The sequence below is a fragment of the Pseudomonas sp. B21-015 genome, assembly GCF_024749285.1.
Classification (GTDB): domain Bacteria; phylum Pseudomonadota; class Gammaproteobacteria; order Pseudomonadales; family Pseudomonadaceae; genus Aquipseudomonas.
In genome coordinates this window covers 5,250,451-5,270,546 of record NZ_CP087196.1, presented here as the reverse complement: position 1 = coordinate 5,270,546, position 20,096 = coordinate 5,250,451, and the positions used below count along the sequence as shown (strand labels likewise).

Genomic DNA, 20,096 nt, shown 5'->3' with positions numbered 1-20,096 from the left:
CATGCAGCACTGATAGGATTGCGGAGAAAGTAGATGAGCGCGCTCTATATGATTGTCGGCACCCTGGTAGCGCTGGGCGTGCTGGTCACCTTCCACGAGTTCGGCCATTTCTGGGTCGCGCGTCGCTGCGGGGTCAAAGTGCTGCGTTTCTCTGTGGGCTTCGGCATGCCGCTGCTGCGCTGGCACGACAGCAAGGGCACTGAGTTCGTGGTCGCCGCCATTCCGCTGGGTGGCTACGTGAAAATGCTCGACGAGCGCGAGGGCGAGGTCCCGGCCGATCAGCTCGATCAAGCCTTCAATCGCAAGTCCGTCCGCCAGCGCATTGCTATCGTGGCAGCCGGTCCGATCGCCAACTTTCTATTGGCGATGGTGTTTTTCTGGGCGTTGGCAATGCTCGGCAGCGAGCAGGTGCGCCCGGTTATCGGCGCGGTTGAGTCCGGCAGTATTGCCGCCAAGGCCGGTTTGAGTCCGGGTCAGGAAATTGTTGCCATCGATGGCGAGCCAACCTCCGGCTGGGGCGCAGTGAATTTGCAGCTGGTCCGTCGCCTGGGGGAAAGCGGTTCCCTTCAATTGTTGGTCCGCGAACAGGGCTCCACGGTGGATTCGCCTCGTGAGCTGGTATTGGAAAAGTGGCTCAAGGGCGCTGATGAGCCGGATCCGATTCGTTCGCTGGGTATTCGACCTTGGCGTCCGGCGTTGCCGCCGGTCCTGGCCGAGTTCGATCCGAAAGGGCCGGCGAAGGCTGCGGGCCTGAAAGCCGGCGACCGCTTGTTGGCCCTCGATGGCAAGGCGCTGGATGACTGGCAGCAGGTGGTCGACATCGTCCGCCTGCATCCGGATACCAAAATCATGCTGCGCGTCGAGCGCGATGGTGCTCAAATCGATGTCCCTGTGACACTGGCTGCTCGCGGCGAGAGCAAGGCACCCAGTGGTTATCTGGGCGCGGGGGTGAAAGCGGTCGATTGGCCACCAGAGATGATTCGCGAAGTCAGTTACGGTCCGGTAGCTGCGATTGGGGAGGGTGCCCGACGCACCTGGACCATGAGCGTACTGACCCTCGATTCGCTCAAGAAAATGTTGTTCGGCGAGCTCTCGGTAAAAAACTTGAGTGGACCGATAACCATTGCTAAAGTGGCGGGCGCTTCTGCCCAGTCGGGCTTCGCTGATTTCCTGAATTTCCTTGCTTATCTGAGTATTAGCCTGGGGGTTCTGAATTTGCTGCCCATTCCTGTGCTGGATGGGGGGCATTTGTTGTTTTATCTGATCGAGTGGGCGCGTGGTCGTCCCTTGTCGGATCGGGTGCAAGGTTGGGGGATACAGATCGGTATCAGTTTGGTGGTCGGGGTGATGTTGCTTGCTCTGGTCAATGATCTGGGTCGACTGTAACGCTTCGCTGAATTGCGAATCTGCCGCATTTTGCGGCAGTTTTTATTGCCAGTTGGAATAAGAAAGGACTTCATGAAACGTCTGCTGCTAACTGCGGTTCTCACCGTATTGATGATCGCCGAAGTTCACGCCGAGTCCTTCACTATCTCTGATATTCGCGTCAATGGCCTCCAGCGGGTCTCCGCGGGTAGTGTCTTTGGTGCCTTGCCGTTGAACGTCGGCGAACAGGCGGATGATCGTCGCCTGGTGGAATCCACTCGTGCGCTGTTCAAAACCGGGTTCTTTCAAGATATCCAGCTGGGCCGTGAAGGCAACGTCCTGGTCATCACGGTAGTCGAGCGGCCGTCGGTCGCCAGTATCGAGATCGAAGGCAACAAGGCGATCTCCACTGAAGACCTGATGAAGGGCCTCAAGCAATCCGGTCTGGCCGAAGGCGAGATCTTCCAGCGCGCCACCCTCGAAGGTGTGCGTAACGAGCTGCAGCGTCAATACGTCGCTCAGGGCCGCTACTCGGCTACCGTCGACACCGAAGTGGTGCCGCAGCCGCGTAACCGCGTTGCCCTGAAGGTCAATATCAACGAGGGCACCGTTGCGGCGATCCAGCACATCAACGTGGTGGGCAACACCGTCTTCCCTGATGAAGATCTGATCGACCTGTTCGAACTCAAGACCAGCAACTGGCTGTCGTTTTTCAAGAACGATGACAAGTACGCCCGTGAAAAACTCTCCGGTGACCTGGAGCGTCTGCGTTCCTACTATCTGGACCGCGGCTATATCAATATGGATATCGCTTCGACCCAGGTGTCCATCACCCCGGACAAGAAACACGTCTATATCACCGTCAACGTCAACGAAGGCGAGAAGTACACCGTTCGTGACGTGAAGCTCAGCGGTGACCTGAAAGTCCCTGAAGACCAGGTCAAGTCCCTGCTGCTGGTGCAGAAAGGCCAGGTGTTCTCGCGCAAGCTGATGACCACCACCTCCGAACTGATCACCCGCCGCCTGGGTAACGAGGGTTACACCTTCGCCAACGTCAACGGCGTGCCTCAGCCTCACGATGAAGACCACACGGTCGATATCACGTTCGCTGTCGATCCAGGCAAGCGTGCTTATGTGAACCGCATCAACTTCCGTGGCAACACCAAGTCAGAAGACGAAGTGCTGCGCCGTGAAATGCGTCAGATGGAAGGCGGCTGGGCTTCGACCTACCTGATCGATCAATCCAAGACGCGCCTGGAACGCCTGGGCTTCTTCAAGGAAGTCAACGTCGAAACACCAGCCGTACCCGGTGTCGATGACCAGGTTGACGTGAACTACAGCGTTGAAGAACAGGCCTCCGGTTCGATTACCGCCAGCGTCGGTTTCGCCCAGAGCGCCGGCCTGATCCTCGGTGGTTCGATCACCCAGAACAACTTCCTGGGTACCGGTAACAAGGTCAGTATCGGTTTGACCCGCAGCCAATACCAGAGCCGTTATAACTTCGGTTATGTCGACCCCTACTGGACTGCTGACGGTGTGAGCCTGGGTTACAACGCTTTCTACCGCACCACCGACTACGATGAGCTCGATGCCGACGTGGCCAGCTATGCCGTAGACAGCCTGGGTGCGGGCGTGAGCGTCGGTTACCCGATCAGCGAGACTTCGCGTCTGACCTTCGGTCTGTCTGCGCAACAGGACAAGATCAAGACTGGCCAGTATACCGTTGACGAGATTTTCGACTTCGTTAACCGCGAAGGCGACAGCTACCTGAACTTCAAGGCTTCGGCCGGTTGGTCCGAGTCCACCCTGAACAAGGGCGTACTGGCGACCCGCGGTCATTCCCAGAGTCTGACCCTGGAAACCACGACGCCTGGCAGTGACCTGTCGTTCTTCAAGCTCGATTACCGTGGCCAGTTGTTCCAGCCGTTGACCGAAAATTACACCATGCGCCTGCACACCGAGCTGGGCTATGGCGATGGTTACGGTTCGACCGATGGCTTGCCGTTCTATGAAAATTACTACGCGGGTGGTTTCAACTCGGTGCGTGGCTTCAAGGACAGTACCCTGGGGCCTCGCAGTACCCCTAGCCGCGGCGTGGCTGTGACGGGTAACACCGGCACACTTGCCGACCCGGATCAGGATCCGCTGCCGTTCGGTGGTAACGTGCTGATCCAGGGTGGTGTCGAAGTGCTTTTCCCACTGCCATTCGTCAAGGATCAGCGTTCCTTGCGTACTTCGGTATTCTGGGATGTGGGTAACGTATTCGACTCCAAGTGCGAAAAAACGACAAACGCAAATGTCGGTTCAACCTCTCAAACAGCGTGCAACGACATCAGCCTGAGCAACATGGCCAGTTCTGTCGGTGTAGGTGTGACCTGGGTTACCGCACTGGGGCCTCTGAGTTTCGCGTTGGCCATGCCGATCAAGAAACCGGATGAGGCTGAAACCCAAGTGTTCCAATTCTCCCTCGGCCAGACGTTCTAAGCGTCTGACCCAAGATAACGACAATGGATTTTGTAGGAGTGCATCGTGCGTAAGTTGACTCAATTGGTTCTCCTGGCGACCGTACTGGTCGCAGGACCGGCTTTTGCCGACATGAAAATCGCCGTTCTGAACTATCAAATGGCGCTGCTGGAATCCGACGCGGCGAAGAAATACGCCGTGGATGCCGAGAAGAAGTTCGGCCCGCAACTGACCAAGCTCAAGAGCCTGGAAAGCAGCGCCAAGGGTATCCAGGACCGTCTGATGGCCGGTGGCGACAAAATGCAGCAAGGCGAGCGTGAGCGCCTGGAGCTTGAGTTCAAGCAAAAGGCCCGTGATTTCCAGTTCCAGTCCAAGGAGCTGAACGAAGCCAAAGCCGTTGCCGACCGTGAAATGCTGAAGCAGCTCAAGCCGAAACTGGACAGCGCTGTGGAAGAAGTCATCAAGAAAGGTGCTTTTGACCTGGTCTTCGAGCGTGGCGCAGTGATTGATGTCAAACCTCAGTACGACATCACTCGCCAGGTTATCGAGCGCATGAATCAGCTGAAGTAACCCATGACAGCGACTATCAAGCTCGGCCAGCTGGCCGAGTTCCTCGGCGCCACCTTACGTGGCGACCCGAAGAAGGAAATTACTGGGCTAGCCACTTTGCAAGAGGCTGGCCCAGCTCAGTTGAGCTTTCTGGCAAACCCCCAATATCGTAAATACCTGACTGGCAGTCAGGCCGCAGCTGTATTGCTGAAGGCCGCCGACGCTGAAGGTTTTGCCGGTGATGCCCTGGTGGTGCCTGATCCGTATCTGGCCTACGCGCGCATTTCCCATTTGTTCGATCCCAAGCCCAAGGCACCTGCCGGTATTCATCCGACAGCCGTGGTGGCAGCGGATGCGGTGGTTGATCCGGCAGCGAGCATCGGTGCCTTTGCGGTGATCGAAAGCGCAGCGCGAATTGGTGCTGGTGTGACCGTTGGGGCTCATTGCTTCATTGGCGCTCGCAGCGAAATCGGCGAGGGCGGCTGGCTGGCCCCGCGCGTTACGCTGTATCACGACGTGCGCGTCGGCAAACGGGTCGTGATTCAATCCGGTGCCGTGCTCGGCGGTGAAGGCTTCGGTTTTGCCAATGAGAAAGGTGTCTGGCAGAAAATCGCCCAGATCGGCGGCGTCTCGATTGGTGACGACGTTGAAATAGGTGTAAATACCGCTATCGATCGCGGTGCGTTGGCCGATACCGTCATCGGCAATGGTGTGAAGCTCGACAACCAGATTCAGATCGCCCACAACGTCCAGGTCGGTGACCACACTGCCATGGCCGCATGTGTGGGGATTTCCGGCAGCACCAAAATCGGCAAGCATTGCATGCTCGCCGGTGGCGTAGGGCTGGTGGGGCATATCGACATTTGCGATAACGTTTTCCTGACCGGGATGACCATGGTGACCCACTCGATTACCGAGCCGGGCTCTTATTCTTCCGGTACGGCGATGCAACCGGCAGCCGAATGGCGCAAAAGCGCGGCACGTATCCGTCAGCTCGATGACATCGCGCGACGTCTGCGACAGCTGGAAAAGCGTGTAGGGGACGTGACCCCTGACGGTAATGCTTCATCAGATGGCTGATACCATTTCCATATCAAGTGTGCACAGCCACTAGACTGCCTCCTTGATTTGCTAGAGGAGTGCGCGTCAGTCGCGCGCTCCCAATCTTTACATAGGCTTCCCCCCGAAATGATGGACATCAACGAGATTCGCGAATACCTGCCTCACCGTTACCCGTTCCTGCTGGTGGATCGGGTCGTGGATCTGGATGTGGAAGACAAGCGCATTCGCGCCTACAAGAATGTCAGCATCAACGAGCCGTTCTTCAATGGTCACTTCCCTGCGCATCCAATCATGCCGGGCGTATTGATCATCGAAGCGATGGCTCAGGCTGCCGGGATCCTTGGTTTCAAAATGCTCGACGTGAAACCGGCCGACGGCACCCTTTACTATTTCGTCGGCTCCGACAAATTGCGCTTTCGTCAGCCAGTGCTGCCGGGCGACCAACTGATCCTTGAAGCCAAGTTCATCAGCTGCAAGCGTCAGATCTGGAAATTCGAATGCCAGGCTTCGGTCGATGGCAAACCCGTCTGCTCCGCTGAAATCATCTGCGCGGAACGCAAGCTATGAGTTTGATTGACCCTCGCGCAATCATCGATCCGACGGCCGTTCTGGCCGACGACGTCGAAGTCGGCCCTTGGTCGATCATCGGCGCAGGTGTGGAAATCGGCGAGGGAACAGTGATCGGGCCGCATGTGATTCTCAAGGGCCCGACCCGAATCGGTAAGCACAACCGCATCTACCAGTTTTCTTCGGTAGGCGAGGACACGCCCGATTTGAAATACAAAGGCGAAGAAACCCGTCTGGTCATCGGTGATCACAACGTCATCCGCGAAGGCGTGACGATTCACCGTGGGACCATTCAGGACCGTTCGGAAACGACCCTCGGCGATCACAACCTGATCATGGCCTATGCCCACATCGGCCATGACAGCGTCATCGGTAATCACTGCATTCTGGTCAACAACACCGCGTTGGCGGGCCATGTGCATGTCGAGGACTGGGCGATCCTGTCCGGTTTTACCCTGGTTCACCAGTATTGCCACATTGGTGCCCACAGCTTTTCCGGCATGGGCACCGCCATTGGCAAGGACGTTCCAGCCTACGTCACGGTATTCGGCAACCCGGCCGAAGCCCGCAGCATGAACTTCGAAGGCATGCGCCGTCGCGGTTTCAGCGAAGACGCGATCCACGCGCTGCGTCGTGCCTACAAGGTGGTTTACCGCCAGGGCCTGACGGTCGAGCAAGCGCTTGCCGAGCTGGCGGAACCTTCGCTGCAGTTCCCGGAAGTCGCGGTATTCCGTGATTCCATCCAGTCTTCGACCCGTGGCATCACCCGCTAATCATGGCCAATCTGCGTATTGCGCTGGTGGCGGGTGAGGCTTCCGGTGACATTCTGGGCGCGGGTTTGATGCGTGCGCTCAAGGCACAGCATCCTGCGGTCGAGTTCATGGGTGTCGGCGGTCCGCTGATGCAGGCCGAAGGCCTGACCTCCTATTTCCCGATGGAACGCCTTTCTGTCATGGGGCTGGTGGAAGTGCTGGGCCGTTTGCGCGAGCTGTTGGCACGTCGCAAGAAATTGGTTGCGGACCTGATTGCCGAGAAGCCGGACGTGTTCATCGGTATCGATGCCCCGGACTTCAATCTCAATATCGAACTCAAGCTGCATCAGGCCGGGATCAAGACGGTGCATTACGTCAGCCCGTCGGTCTGGGCCTGGCGGCAAAAACGGGTGCTGAAGATTCGCGAAGGTTGCGACCTGATGCTGACGCTGTTCCCGTTCGAAGCTAAATTTTATCAAGAGAAGGGCGTGCCGGTGCGGTTTGTCGGGCATTCCCTGGCCGATGCAATCCCGCTTGAGGCCGATCGCGCCGCTGCGCGGGCCGAACTCGGTTTGCCGGGCGGGCCGTTGGTCGCCCTGATGCCGGGCAGTCGTGGCGGTGAGGTCGGGCGCCTCGGCGCGCTGTTCCTTGATACCGCCCAGCGCCTGCGGGCCATGCGTCCAGGCGTGCGGTTCGTCATGCCGTGCGCCAGCCCGGAACGCCGGGCCCAGCTTGAAGAGCTGCTGGTCGGTCGCGACTTGCCGTTGACCTTGCTCGACGGCAAATCCCACCAGGCATTGGCGGCGTGCGATGCGGTATTGATCGCTTCAGGAACGGCAACGCTGGAAGCACTGCTGTACAAGCGGCCGATGGTGGTCGCTTATCGCTTGGCACCGCTGACGTTCTGGATTCTCAAGCGGATGGTGAAGAGTCCTTACGTGTCCTTGCCGAACCTGCTGGCCCAGCGTCTGCTGGTGCCGGAGTTGTTGCAGGACGATGCGACGGTCGAAGCCTTGGCCCAGACCCTGTCGCCACTGATCGAAGGTGGCCAGGAGCAGACCCGAGGCTTCGACGAAATCCACCGAACCCTGCGCCTGGACGCCTCCAATCAGGCAGCGGACGCGGTGCTGAACCTGATTGGCGGAGCATAATGAGCAAAGCAAGCAAGCAGCTGGGCCTGGATTTTATGCTGGTCGATGAAGTTGAAGATCTGGTGGCGGGTGTTGATGAAGTCGGTCGTGGCCCGCTGTGTGGTGCCGTGGTGACGGCGGCGGTGATCCTCGATCCGAGCCGGCCGATTCTCGGCCTCAACGATTCGAAGAAACTCACCGAAGCCCGCCGCGAAAAGCTCTACGACGAAATCTGCGAAAAAGCTCTGAGCTGGTGCATCGCTCGTGCCGAAGTTGAAGAAATCGACGAGCTGAACATTCTCCATGCCACGATGCTGGCCATGCAGCGCGCGGTCGAAGGCCTGCACATTCAGCCGAAACTGGCGATGATCGACGGCAACCGGTGCCCGAAACTCTCGATGCGTGCCGAAGCGGTGGTGCAGGGTGACGGCAAAGTGCCAGCCATCGCCGCGGCGTCGATTCTGGCCAAGGTCAGCCGTGATCGTGAAATGGCGGCGTTCGAACTGATTTACCCGGGTTACGGCATCGGTGGCCACAAAGGCTACCCGACGCCCGTTCATCTGGAAGCGCTGACGCGTCTGGGGCCGACACCGATTCATCGGCGCTCGTTCGCCCCGGTACGCTTGGCGTATGAAGCGCGGGAAAACCTGATCGAGGGTTAGTCGCAGGCTGATGTTTTACTCAAGGCCCGGTACAATCCGGGCCTTGTTGTCTTCACGTTTCTAGTTTCTAGACAGGATCACTATGCCGGCATCATTCGTTCATCTACGCCTGCACACTGAATATTCCCTGGTCGACGGTCTGGTGCGGATCAAACCGCTGGTCAAGACCCTGGTCGGCATGAACATGCCTGCCGTGGCGGTCACCGACCAGAACAACATGTGTTCCCTGGTCAAATTCTATAAAGCCGCCATGGGCGCCGGGATCAAGCCGATCTGCGGCGCCGACCTGTGGCTGTCGAACAAGGATCCGGACAACCCCTTGAGCCGGATCAGCCTGCTGGCGATGAACGCCACGGGTTATCGCAACCTCACCGAACTGATCTCCCGCGGCTTCATCGACGGCCAGCGCAATGGCTCGATCATCATCGAGCGCGAGTGGGTGGCCGAAGCCAGCGAAGGCTTGATCATGCTGTCGGCGGCGAAAGAGGGCGAAATCGGTCTGGCCATGCTCGGTGGCAACCCGGACGAAGCCGAAACCCTGGCTCGCGAATGGATGTCGGTGTTCCCGGATCGTTTCTATCTGGAAGTCCAGCGCACCAACCGCCCCAATGATGAAGAACAACTGCACGGCGCCGTGGCCCTGGCCGAGAAAATCGGCGCGCCACTGGTAGCGACCAACGACGTGCGCTTCATCAAGCAGGAAGACTTCGAAGCCCACGAAACCCGCGTTTGCATCGGTGAGGGCCGCGCCCTCGACGATCCGCGACGTTCGAAAAATTACAGCGATCAGCAATACCTCAAAAGCGCAGAGGAAATGGCCGAGCTGTTCAGCGACCTGCCCGACGCGCTGGAGAACACGGTCGAGATCGCCAAGCGCTGCAACATCGAAGTGAAACTGGGCAAGCACTTCCTGCCCAACTTCCCGATTCCCGATGGCATGACCATCGATGAGTATTTCCGCAAGGTTTCGTTCGACGGTCTGGAAGAGCGCCTCACCGTTCTACTGCCCAAAGACACCACCGAAGACTACGAAGCCAAGCGTCAGGTCTATGTCGACCGATTGAATTTCGAGCTGGATATCATCATCCAGATGGGCTTCCCCGGTTACTTCCTGATCGTGATGGACTTTATCCAGTGGGCCAAGAACAACGGCGTGCCGGTCGGTCCTGGCCGTGGGTCGGGTGCCGGGTCGCTGGTGGCCTACGTGCAGAAGATCACCGACCTCGACCCGCTGGAATATGACCTGCTGTTCGAACGATTCCTTAACCCGGAACGGGTTTCCATGCCCGACTTCGACGTCGACTTCTGTATGGACGGTCGCGACCGCGTGATCGATTACGTGGCCGAGAAGTACGGCCGTAACGCGGTAAGCCAGATCATCACCTTCGGTTCCATGGCGGCCAAGGCTGTGGTCCGTGACGTGGCGCGAGTGCAGGGCAAGTCCTACGGCCTGGCGGATCGTCTGTCGAAGATGATTCCGTTCGAAGTCGGCATGACCCTGGAAAAAGCCTACGAGCAGGAAGAAATCCTGCGCGACTTCATCAAGGTCGATGAAGAAGCCGCGGAAATCTGGGAAATGGCGCGCAAGCTCGAAGGCGTTGTGCGTAACGTCGGTAAACACGCCGGTGGTGTGGTAATCGCGCCGACCAAGCTGACCGACTTCTCGCCGATCTATTGCGACGAAGCGGGCGACGGTCTGGTGACCCAGTTCGACAAGGACGACGTCGAGGCTGCCGGTCTGGTGAAGTTCGACTTCCTGGGGCTTCGGACCCTGACGATCATTGACTGGGCGCTGAAAACCATCAACCGCGAGCGCGCCAAGGTCAACGAACCGCCGCTGGATATCGCCTTTATTCCGCTGGACGACAAACCGACTTACACGTTGCTGCAAAAAGCCGAAACCACCGCGGTGTTCCAGCTCGAGTCGCGCGGCATGAAAGAGCTGATCAAAAAGCTCAAGCCCGACTGCCTGGAAGACTTGATCGCACTGGTGGCCCTGTTCCGTCCGGGCCCGTTGCAATCGGGCATGGTGGACGACTTCATCAACCGTAAGCACGGTCGCGCGGAGCTCGCGTACCCGCACTCGGACTACCAGTACGAAGGCCTCAAGCCCGTCCTGGCGCCGACGTACGGCATCATCCTGTATCAGGAACAGGTGATGCAGATTGCCCAGGTCATGGCCGGTTACACCCTCGGCGGCGCGGACATGCTGCGTCGAGCCATGGGTAAGAAAAAACCCGAAGAAATGGCCAAACAGCGCGGCGGTTTCATTGAAGGTTGCGCCACCAACAATATCGACGCTGACCTGGCCGGTAACATTTTCGACCTGGTGGAAAAATTCGCCGGTTACGGCTTCAACAAATCCCACTCCGCCGCCTACGGCCTGGTGTCGTACCAGACCGCGTGGCTGAAAGCCCACTACCCGGCGCCGTTCATGGCCGCGGTGCTCTCGGCGGATATGCACAACACCGACAAGGTCGTGACCTTGATCGAAGAAGTGCGGACCATGAAGCTGCGCCTCGACGCACCGGACGTGAACACCTCGGAGTTCAAGTTCACGGTGAACGACGAAGGCCGCATCATTTACGGTCTGGGCGCTATCAAGGGGGTGGGCGAGGGGCCGGTCGAAGCGATTACCGAGGCGCGGCAGGACGGGCCGTTCAAGGACCTGTTCGATTTCTGCGCGCGGGTCGACCTCAAACGCATCAATAAACGAACCCTCGACGGCTTGATCCGCAGTGGTGCCCTGGACCGCCTTGGCCCGTATTTTCACGATGAGCAGAAAGCCTATCAGGCCAACATCGATCGTAACCGCGCGGTCTTGTTGACGGCCATGGAAGAAGCGATCAAGGCAGCCGAACAAACCGCTCGCACTCACGACAGTGGTCATGCCGATCTGTTTGGCGGTCTGTTCGTTGAAGAAGACGCCGATGTCTACGCCAATCACCGCAAGGCCAAGGAACTGACCCTCAAGGAACGTCTGAAAGGCGAGAAAGACACCTTGGGCCTGTACCTCACCGGCCACCCGATCGACGAATACGAAGGCGAGATTCGTCGCTTCGCCCGTCAACGCATCGTCGACCTGAAGCCGGCTCGCGATACCCAGACGGTCGCGGGCATGATCATCGCCCTGCGAGTGATGAAGAACAAAAAGGGCGACAAGATGGGCTTTATCACCCTCGACGACCGCTCCGGGCGGATTGAAGCTTCGTTGTTTGCCGACGCCTTCCATTCCGCGCAGTCGCTGTTGCAGACCGATGCGATGGTGGTAGTGGAAGGTGAAGTCAGCAACGACGACTTCTCTGGCGGCCTGCGGCTGCGGGTCAAGCGGGTGATGAGCATGGAAGATGCGCGCACCAACCTGGCCGAAAGCCTGCGCCTGAAATTGCACACCAAGGATTTGAAAGGCGATCAGCTACGCTGGCTGGGGGAGCTGTTCAAGCGTCACCGCGGCGCGTGTCCGATCACCATGGAGTACACCAGTCCCGATGCGAAGGCCTTGTTGCAGTTCGGCGAGACCTGGCGGATCGACCCGGCGGATGCCTTGATTCAAGCCCTGCGTGACCAGTTTGGGCGAGACAACGTCTTCCTCCAATACCGTTGACGGTCAGGTGCCATTCTTTACCATTGGAACGCGCCTGATCCCGACCCGAATTTTTAATCTCGACCTGAACGCGCCTGTCCCTTAAGGTAGGGCGCGAATAGACAACCGGCCGGCCCAAGCTCTCTTGGACGTCGACCCAAGACGGACGCCTATGAACCCGAATTTCCTGGATTTCGAACAGCCGATCGCCGACCTGCAAGCCAAGATCGAAGAGTTGCGCTTGGTCGGTAATGACAATTCGCTGAATATCGGCGATGAGATTTCCCGCCTGCAGGACAAGAGCAACACGCTGACCGAAGACATCTTCGGCAAGCTGACCAGCTGGCAGATCGCGCGCCTGGCGCGTCACCCGAAACGTCCGTACACCCTGGACTACATCGAACACATCTTCACTGAGTTCGATGAACTGCATGGCGACCGTCACTTCTCCGACGACGCTGCCATTGTTGGCGGTGTTGCCCGTCTGGACGACCAGCCGGTGATGATCATCGGTCACCAGAAAGGCCGTGAAGTGCGCGAGAAAGTTCGCCGCAACTTCGGCATGCCGCGCCCTGAGGGCTACCGCAAGGCGTGCCGCCTGATGGAAATGGCCGAGCGTTTCAAAATGCCGATCCTGACCTTCATCGACACCCCGGGCGCTTACCCGGGCATCGATGCCGAAGAACGCAACCAGAGCGAAGCGATTGCCTGGAACCTGCGCGTCATGGCTCGCCTGAAAACCCCAATCATCGCCACCGTGATCGGTGAGGGTGGTTCCGGTGGTGCACTGGCAATCGGCGTCTGCGATCAGCTGAACATGCTGCAATACTCGACCTACGCGGTGATTTCGCCGGAAGGTTGTGCCTCGATTCTGTGGAAAACTTCCGAGAAAGCTCCGGATGCCGCTGAAGCCATGGGCATCACTGCCGAGCGCCTGAAAGGCCTGGGCATTGTCGATAAAGTGATCAGCGAGCCGTTGGGTGGCGCTCATCGTGATCCGGCCGCTGCCGCTGCCTCGATCCGTGCCGAGCTGAGCTCGCAACTGGCGATGCTGAAGAAGTTCGACAACGACGCGCTGCTGGCCCGCCGTTACGAGCGTCTGATGAGCTACGGTCTCTGATCTGACGCAGATTCGGCTGACCATAGAAAAAACTGTGGGAGCGGGCTTGCCCGCGAAAGCGATGTAACATTCAACGAATGTGTTGGCTGTTACGCCGCCTTCGCGGGCAAGCCCGCTCCCACATTTGATTTGTGCGAAGTGATCGATATGAGTCAGCCCACGATTGATCTGCCTGCCAGGCTCCTGCGCAACCTCACGCCTTGGCGCAATGCTACAACCTGGCGCGTCGCTTTCTCCGGTGGTCTTGATTCCACCGTCCTGCTGCACCTTCTCGCGCACCTTGCGAAAGCCCAATCCCTGCCGGCGCTGACCGCCATTCATGTCCACCACGGCCTTCAGGCTGCGGCTGATGCGTGGCCGGATCATTGTCAGTCGGTCTGTGATGCGTTGGGAGTGCCGCTGGAGGTTGTGCGCGTTCAGGTTGAGCCTGGCGCAAGCCTTGAGCGTGCGGCGCGGGATGCGCGTTATGGCGCCTTCATCGCGGCAACTTGCGCCGGTGAAGTGCTGCTCACTGGCCAGCACCGTGACGATCAGGCGGAAACCCTGTTGTTTCGGCTGTTGCGTGGGGCTGGAGTGAGAGGTTTGTCGGGAATGCCGAGCGAGCGTCCGTTGGGGCGGGGGCATCTGCTGCGGCCGCTGCTTGATGTCACTCGCGCCGAGCTTGAGGCCTACGCGACTGAACATCAGTTGAGCTGGATCGAAGATCCTTCGAACCAGGACCGACAGTTCTCGCGCAATTACCTGCGCCATCAGGTGTTCCCCGTGTTGACCGCACGCTGGCCGCAAGCGGTGGCGACCATGGCTCGCAGCGCCGCGCATCTGAGTGAAGCCCAGGGCTTGCTCGACGACTTGGCACAAATCGATCTGGCCCACGCCAGTACCGTCAGTGATTTCGATTGGCTGGGTTTGCCATCGCTGGAGCTGGCGCCACTGGAAACACTCTCTGATGCGCGCCAGCGCAACGCGTTAAGTCATTGGCTCAAACCGCTGACATCTTTGCCAGACAGTGACCATTGGTCGGGTTGGGAGAGTTTGCGCGATGCGACCGGTGATGCGCGTCCCGTCTGGCGGCTGGCGACGGGTGAGCTGCATCGGGCCGGTGGGCGTCTCTGGTGGTTGTCAGGTGGTTGGCTGCGTACGCTATCCTCTCCGGTATCCTGGGCTGATCCCTCGGTATCACTGGCGTTGCCGGATAACGGTGTGCTCACACTCACCGGTCAGATCCCCGATGGCCCGTTGCAGATTCGCTATCGTGAGGGCGGCGAGGTCATGAATCTGCCCGATCGCGGCCACCGTGACTTGAAGCGTTTGCTCAACGAAAGCGGCCTGCCGAGCTTCGCCCGTGGCAGATTGCCGCTGGTCTACAGAGGCGAGCAATTGCTGGCGGTGGCGAACCTGCGGGGGCTAAATGGCGATGTACAGGGTGGCTGGTATTTGCATTGGCAGCCGCTGATCGAAGATCTAGGTTTGAGCTGAAAGGGGCTTTCCGGTAGACTACGCTCCCTTCTTGATACAACTTCTGTGGATTCGCCTGAATCGCAGGAGTTGCCGATTACCAAGCAGTCTTTGCTGGGCGATTCCAAAAAATGTGTAGCGAGCAACCTACCGGTGTTTCATCTGCCGGTCTGTCCCAACGCGGCGGTTTTTTTGAAAGGTGCACTGTGATTAATGCAGGTGATCGGGGGCTTCGGCCTTCCTTCGCTTTCCCCGGCGGCTCGGACCGCTTTAACGCAGACTTCTAGGGTTTTTCATGACGCGCTACATATTCGTCACGGGCGGTGTTGTTTCTTCATTGGGGAAAGGCATTGCCTCGGCTTCATTGGCGGCCATCCTGGAGGCGCGGGGACTTAAGGTCACCATGCTGAAGCTGGACCCGTACATCAACGTTGACCCGGGCACCATGAGCCCGTTCCAGCACGGTGAAGTGTTCGTCACCCACGACGGCGCCGAGACCGACCTGGACCTGGGCCACTACGAGCGGTTCATCCGCACGACCATGACCCAGAACAACAACTTCACTACCGGCCGTGTCTACGAACACGTCCTGCGCAAAGAGCGCCGTGGTGATTACCTTGGCGCAACCATTCAGGTGATCCCGCACATCACCGACGAAATCAAGCGCCGGATCATCAAGGGCGCCGGCGATGCCGACGTGGCCATGGTCGAGATCGGTGGCACCGTGGGTGACATCGAGTCGCAACCGTTCCTCGAAGCGATCCGTCAATTGCGTTTCGAAGTGGGCGCCAAGCGCGCGATGCTGATGCACCTGACGCTGGTGCCGTACATCGCCACTGCCGGCGAAACCAAAACCAAGCCGACCCAGCACTCGGTCAAGGAACTGCGTTCCATTGGCCTGCAACCAGACGTGCTGGTATGCCGCTCCGATCACCCGATCGATATCTCTTCGCGTCGCAAGATCGCGCAGTTCACCAACGTTGAAGAACGTGCGGTGATCGCGCTGGAAGACGCCGACACCATCTACAAGATCCCGGGCATTCTGCACTCCCAGGGCCTGGATGATTTCGTCGTCGAGCGTTTCGGCCTGCAATGCGACAGCGCCGATCTGTCCGAGTGGGAAGCGGTGGTTGACGCCAAGCTGAACCCGGAGCACGAAGTCACCATCGCCATGGTCGGCAAGTACATGGAACTGCTGGACGCCTACAAGTCGCTGATCGAAGCGATGAGTCACGCCGGCATCAGCAACCGCACCAAGGTCAACCTGCGCTATATCGATTCCGAAGACATCGAAAACCAGGGCACCGCGCTGCTGGAAGGCGTCGACGCGATTCTGGTACCAGGCGGCTTCGGTCTGCGTGGTGTCGAAGGCAAGATCACTGCCGTTCAATACGCTCGCGAAAACAAGGTTCCGTACCTGGGCATCTGCCTGGGCATGCAAGTGGCCGTCATCGAGTTCGCTCGTAACGTCATGGGCTGGAAAGACGCCAACTCCACCGAGTTCGATCGCACCAGCGGTCACCCGGTCGTGGGTCTGATCACCGAATGGGAAGACGCCACCGGCGCAGTCGAAATCCGTACCGAAGCGTCCGATCTGGGCGGCACCATGCGCCTCGGCGCTCAGGATTGCCTGCTTGAGCCAGGTTCCCTGGTGCACGATTGCTACGCCAAGGACGTGATCGTCGAGCGTCACCGTCATCGCTACGAAGTGAACAACAACCTGCTGCCGCAAATCATGGAAGCCGGTCTGAAAATCTCCGGTCGCTCCGGTGATGGCGCGTTGGTTGAAGTGGTCGAAGCACCGGATCACCCATGGTTCGTCGCTTGCCAGTTCCACCCTGAGTTCACCTCTACTCCACGCGACGGTCACCCGTTGTTCAGCGGTTTCGTCAAAGCCGCTTTGGCTCAACATCAGAAGAAGGCTTGAACTTCATGGCGCAGAAAATCATCCGTGTAGGCAACATCGAGATCGCTAACGACAAGCCGATGGTGCTGTTCGGTGGCATGAACGTACTGGAAAGCCGCGACATGGCGATGCAGGTCTGCGAAGAGTACGTAAAGGTGACCGAGAAACTCGGTATCCCTTACGTGTTCAAGGCCAGTTTCGACAAGGCCAACCGTTCCTCTGTGACCTCTTACCGTGGCCCTGGCCTGGAAGAGGGCATGCGAATTTTCCAGGACATCAAGCAAGCCTTCGGCGTGCCGATCATCACCGACGTCCACGAGCCTGATCAGGCTGCGGTCGTGGCTGAAGTCTGCGACATCATCCAGCTGCCGGCCTTCCTTTCGCGTCAGACCGACCTCGTGGTTGCGATGGCCAAGACCGGCGCGGTGATCAACATCAAGAAAGCCCAGTTCCTCGCGCCTCAGGAAATGAAACACATCCTGAACAAATGCGTAGAAGCCGGTAACGATCAGTTGATCCTCTGCGAGCGTGGTTCGAGCTTCGGCTACAACAACCTGGTCGTCGACATGCTCGGCTTCGGCATCATGAAGCAGTTCGAATACCCGGTGTTCTTCGACGTGACCCACGCGCTGCAAATGCCTGGTGGTCGCTCCGATTCCGCTGGCGGTCGTCGTGCCCAGGTCACCGACCTGGCCAAGGCCGGCATGAGCCAGTCGCTGGCCGGGCTGTTCCTCGAAGCCCACCCGGACCCGGACAACGCCAAATGCGACGGCCCTTGCGCCTTGCGTCTGGACAAACTGGAACCCTTCCTGGCCCAGCTCAAAGCACTGGACGAACTGGTGAAGAGTTTTCCGACGGTAGAAACCGCGTAAACCTCGATTCTCCGGTAAAGTACCGCACGGTTTAATGCTCAGGCCCTCGGGCTTGAGCCTTATCGTCCGCAAGCCTGCCCGCTGTCTGTCGCTTGCCGACGATAAAAGATTTCCTTCAGCTGTGTCGTTTTCGTCAACTTTGGAGTGTTTACAACAATGGCAAAAATCGTCGACATCAAAGGTCGTGAAGTTCTCGACTCCCGTGGCAATCCCACTGTGGAAGCAGACGTGCTTCTCGATAACGGCATCATCGGCAGCGCTTGCGCGCCGTCCGGTGCTTCCACTGGCTCGCGTGAAGCGCTCGAGCTGCGTGATGGCGACAAGAGCCGTTACCTGGGCAAGGGCGTGCTCAAGGCTGTAGCCAATATCAACGGTCCGATTCGCGACCTGTTGCTGGGTACAGACCCAAGCGACCAGAAAGCGCTGGATCACGCGATGATCAAGCTCGACGGCACCGAAAACAAAGCGACCCTGGGCGCCAACGCGATCCTCGCCGTTTCCCTGGCCGCGGCCAAGGCAGCAGCACAGGACCAGGACCTGCCGCTGTACGCACACATTGCCAACCTGAACGGCACCCCAGGCGTCTACTCGATGCCGGTTCCGATGATGAACATCATCAACGGTGGCGAGCACGCCGATAACAACGTCGACATCCAGGAATTCATGGTTCAGCCGGTTGGCGCCAAGTCTTTCTCGGAAGGTCTGCGCATGGGCACCGAGATTTTCCATCACCTCAAAGCCGTTCTGAAGGCTCGTGGCCTGAGCACTGCCGTTGGTGACGAAGGTGGTTTCGCGCCGAACCTGGCCTCCAACGAAGACGCTTTGAAAGTGATCTCCGAAGCCGTGGCCAACGCCGGTTACAAGCTGGGCACCGACGTGACCCTGGCGCTGGACTGCGCGGCCAGCGAATTCTACGAAGACGGCAAGTACAACCTGTCCGGTGAAGGCCAGGTGTTCACCGCTGAAGGTTTCGCCGACTACCTGAAAGGTCTGACCGAGCGTTATCCGATCATCTCCATCGAAGACGGTCTGGACGAGTCCGACTGGGCTGGCTGGAAAATCCTCACCGACAAGATCGGCGAGAAGACTCAGCTGGTTGGCGACGACCTGTTCGTGACCAACACCAAGATCCTGAAAGAAGGCATCGACAAAAAGATCGCCAACTCGATCCTGATCAAGTTCAACCAGATCGGCACTCTGACCGAAACCCTGGAAGCCATCCAGATGGCCAAGGCCGCTGGTTACACCGCCGTGATCTCGCACCGCTCCGGCGAAACCGAAGATTCGACCATTGCCGACCTGGCCGTGGGCACCTCGGCTGGCCAGATCAAAACCGGTTCTCTGTGCCGTTCCGACCGCGTTTCCAAGTACAACCAACTGCTGCGTATCGAAGAGCAGTTGAATGGCAAAGCCAAGTACAACGGCCGTAGCGAGTTCCGCGGCTGAGTGGTAAACGATAAAAAGACACCGGATTGTGTCGGAAAAATCGCAGCAGCGATGGATTTGCCACTAATCTGATGCCTTAAGAGCACAAGCCTGGTTCTTCCAGGCTTCGTGCTATCAGAAGCTTCAAAGTTTTGGCATGGCTGTCTTTTTTCACTGGATACCTGATATTCGATGCGCAGTCCCAATTGGTTGTTCCTCGTCTTGCTCTTGCTGCTGGCTGGCCTGCAGTACCGCCTGTGGGTGGGTAATGGCAGTCTGGCGCAAGTGGCCGAGCTGAAGCAGCAGATTGCGGACCAACATGCCGAGAACGAGGCGCTGCTGGAACGCAATCGGGTGATGGATGCCGAAGTCAGCGAATTGAAAAAGGGCATGGAGACCGTTGAAGAGCGGGCTCGCCATGAGTTGGGCATGGTCAAGGACGGTGAAACCCTTTACCAGTTGGCCCAATGATGGAGTCGTTACCGGCCTTCTGGGCCGTGATTCCTGCCGCGGGTGTCGGTGCCCGTATGGCCGCGGACCGTCCCAAGCAATACTTGCAGCTGGGCGGGCGCACTATTCTGGAACACAGTCTTGGCTGTTTTCTCGATCATCCTTCCCTGAAGGGGTTGGTGGTCAGTCTTGCTATCGACGATCCTTACTGGCCGAACCTGGCGTGTGCTGCCGATCCGCGTATTCAGCGGGTTGAAGGTGGCGCCGAGCGTTCCGGGTCGGTGCTCAATGCCTTGCTGCATCTGCATGCCCAAGGCGCTGACGATGAGGATTGGGTGTTGGTTCACGATGCTGCGCGACCGAATCTGGCGCGTGATGATCTCGATAAATTGCTCAGTGAGCTGGTCGACGATCCGGTGGGTGGTCTGTTGGCGGTGCCTGCGCGCGATACCCTCAAGCGGGTCGATAAGCATGGGCGTGTGCTGGAAACGGTGGATCGCAGTGTTATCTGGCAGGCCTATACGCCGCAAATGTTTCGCCTTGGCGCGTTGCATCGGGCATTGGCAGACAGTCTGGTGGCGGACGTTGTCATCACCGATGAAGCTTCGGCCATGGAGTGGTCGGGCCAGGCGCCGCGCCTGATCGAAGGTCGATCCGATAACATCAAGGTCACTCGCCCCGAAGACCTTGAGTGGTTGCGGCAGCGTTGGGCTAACCGCCGTTAAAAGATCGCAG

At 58.7% G+C, this 20,096-nt stretch carries 16 protein-coding genes; all 16 read left to right on the top strand.

What is annotated here, in order from left to right; translation table 11 throughout:
* Nucleotides 1-33 precede the first annotated feature (33 nt).
* The 16 genes from rseP to ispD all read left to right on the top strand — a co-directional run bounded on the left by rseP (nt 34) and on the right by ispD (nt 20,086).
* Nucleotides 34-1,386 (top strand): sigma E protease regulator RseP, encoded by a 1,353-nt coding sequence (gene rseP / locus LOY38_RS24145; protein ID WP_258697360.1) that lies wholly within the window; start codon nt 34-36, stop codon nt 1,384-1,386.
* A gap of 72 nt (nt 1,387-1,458) precedes the next feature.
* Nucleotides 1,459-3,849 carry an outer membrane protein assembly factor BamA gene (bamA, locus tag LOY38_RS24140; protein WP_258697359.1) on the top strand — a complete coding sequence of 797 codons (2,391 nt, stop codon included), beginning with the start codon at nt 1,459-1,461 and terminating at the stop codon, nt 3,847-3,849.
* Between the two features lie 45 nt (nt 3,850-3,894).
* Entirely contained in the window at nt 3,895-4,398 is a 504-nt protein-coding gene (locus tag LOY38_RS24135) for an OmpH family outer membrane protein (protein ID WP_007907155.1), read from the top strand.
* Between the two features lie 3 nt (nt 4,399-4,401).
* Nucleotides 4,402-5,457, top strand: coding sequence for a UDP-3-O-(3-hydroxymyristoyl)glucosamine N-acyltransferase (gene lpxD / locus LOY38_RS24130; protein WP_258697358.1), 1,056 nt, complete (start codon nt 4,402-4,404; stop codon nt 5,455-5,457).
* A gap of 108 nt (nt 5,458-5,565) precedes the next feature.
* A complete protein-coding gene (fabZ, locus tag LOY38_RS24125; RefSeq protein ID WP_258697357.1) occupies nt 5,566-6,006 on the top strand; it encodes a 3-hydroxyacyl-ACP dehydratase FabZ in 441 nt (146 codons plus the stop codon).
* On the top strand, nt 6,003-6,779 hold the full coding sequence (gene lpxA / locus LOY38_RS24120; protein WP_205887353.1) for an acyl-ACP--UDP-N-acetylglucosamine O-acyltransferase: 777 nt from the start codon (nt 6,003-6,005) through the stop codon (nt 6,777-6,779). Before fabZ ends, lpxA begins: the two co-directional genes overlap by 4 nt.
* Nucleotides 6,780-6,781: 2 nt before the next feature.
* Nucleotides 6,782-7,909 (top strand): lipid-A-disaccharide synthase, encoded by a 1,128-nt coding sequence (gene lpxB / locus LOY38_RS24115; RefSeq protein ID WP_258697356.1) that lies wholly within the window; start codon nt 6,782-6,784, stop codon nt 7,907-7,909.
* Nucleotides 7,909-8,550, top strand: coding sequence for a ribonuclease HII (gene rnhB, locus LOY38_RS24110; protein WP_258697355.1), 642 nt, complete (start codon nt 7,909-7,911; stop codon nt 8,548-8,550). The genes lpxB and rnhB overlap by 1 nt, the downstream gene beginning before the upstream one ends.
* Before the next feature lie 82 nt (nt 8,551-8,632).
* The gene (gene dnaE / locus LOY38_RS24105; RefSeq protein ID WP_258697354.1) at nt 8,633-12,154 is read left to right on the top strand and encodes a DNA polymerase III subunit alpha; all 3,522 of its coding nucleotides are present in this window, start codon (nt 8,633-8,635) and stop codon (nt 12,152-12,154) included.
* A 151-nt stretch (nt 12,155-12,305) separates the two neighbouring features.
* Nucleotides 12,306-13,253 carry an acetyl-CoA carboxylase carboxyltransferase subunit alpha gene (locus LOY38_RS24100; RefSeq protein WP_258697353.1) on the top strand — a complete coding sequence of 316 codons (948 nt, stop codon included), beginning with the start codon at nt 12,306-12,308 and terminating at the stop codon, nt 13,251-13,253.
* 147 nt (nt 13,254-13,400) lie between these two features.
* Nucleotides 13,401-14,729 carry a tRNA lysidine(34) synthetase TilS gene (gene tilS, locus LOY38_RS24095; protein ID WP_258697352.1) on the top strand — a complete coding sequence of 443 codons (1,329 nt, stop codon included), beginning with the start codon at nt 13,401-13,403 and terminating at the stop codon, nt 14,727-14,729.
* A 274-nt stretch (nt 14,730-15,003) separates the two neighbouring features.
* Nucleotides 15,004-16,635 (top strand): CTP synthase, encoded by a 1,632-nt coding sequence (locus LOY38_RS24090; RefSeq protein ID WP_258697351.1) that lies wholly within the window; start codon nt 15,004-15,006, stop codon nt 16,633-16,635.
* Nucleotides 16,636-16,640: 5 nt separating this feature from the next.
* Nucleotides 16,641-17,486: a 3-deoxy-8-phosphooctulonate synthase gene (kdsA, locus tag LOY38_RS24085; RefSeq protein WP_258697350.1), complete on the top strand. Its 846-nt coding sequence runs from the start codon at nt 16,641-16,643 to the stop codon at nt 17,484-17,486.
* A gap of 156 nt (nt 17,487-17,642) precedes the next feature.
* Complete coding sequence (eno, locus tag LOY38_RS24080; RefSeq protein ID WP_093436567.1) at nt 17,643-18,932, top strand: phosphopyruvate hydratase; 1,290 nt, start codon at nt 17,643-17,645, stop codon at nt 18,930-18,932.
* Nucleotides 18,933-19,103: 171 nt separating this feature from the next.
* A complete protein-coding gene (gene ftsB / locus LOY38_RS24075; RefSeq protein WP_007907178.1) occupies nt 19,104-19,382 on the top strand; it encodes a cell division protein FtsB in 279 nt (92 codons plus the stop codon).
* Nucleotides 19,379-20,086: a 2-C-methyl-D-erythritol 4-phosphate cytidylyltransferase gene (gene ispD / locus LOY38_RS24070; protein ID WP_258697349.1), complete on the top strand. Its 708-nt coding sequence runs from the start codon at nt 19,379-19,381 to the stop codon at nt 20,084-20,086. Before ftsB ends, ispD begins: the two co-directional genes overlap by 4 nt.
* The last annotated feature ends 10 nt before the right edge of the window (nt 20,087-20,096 follow it).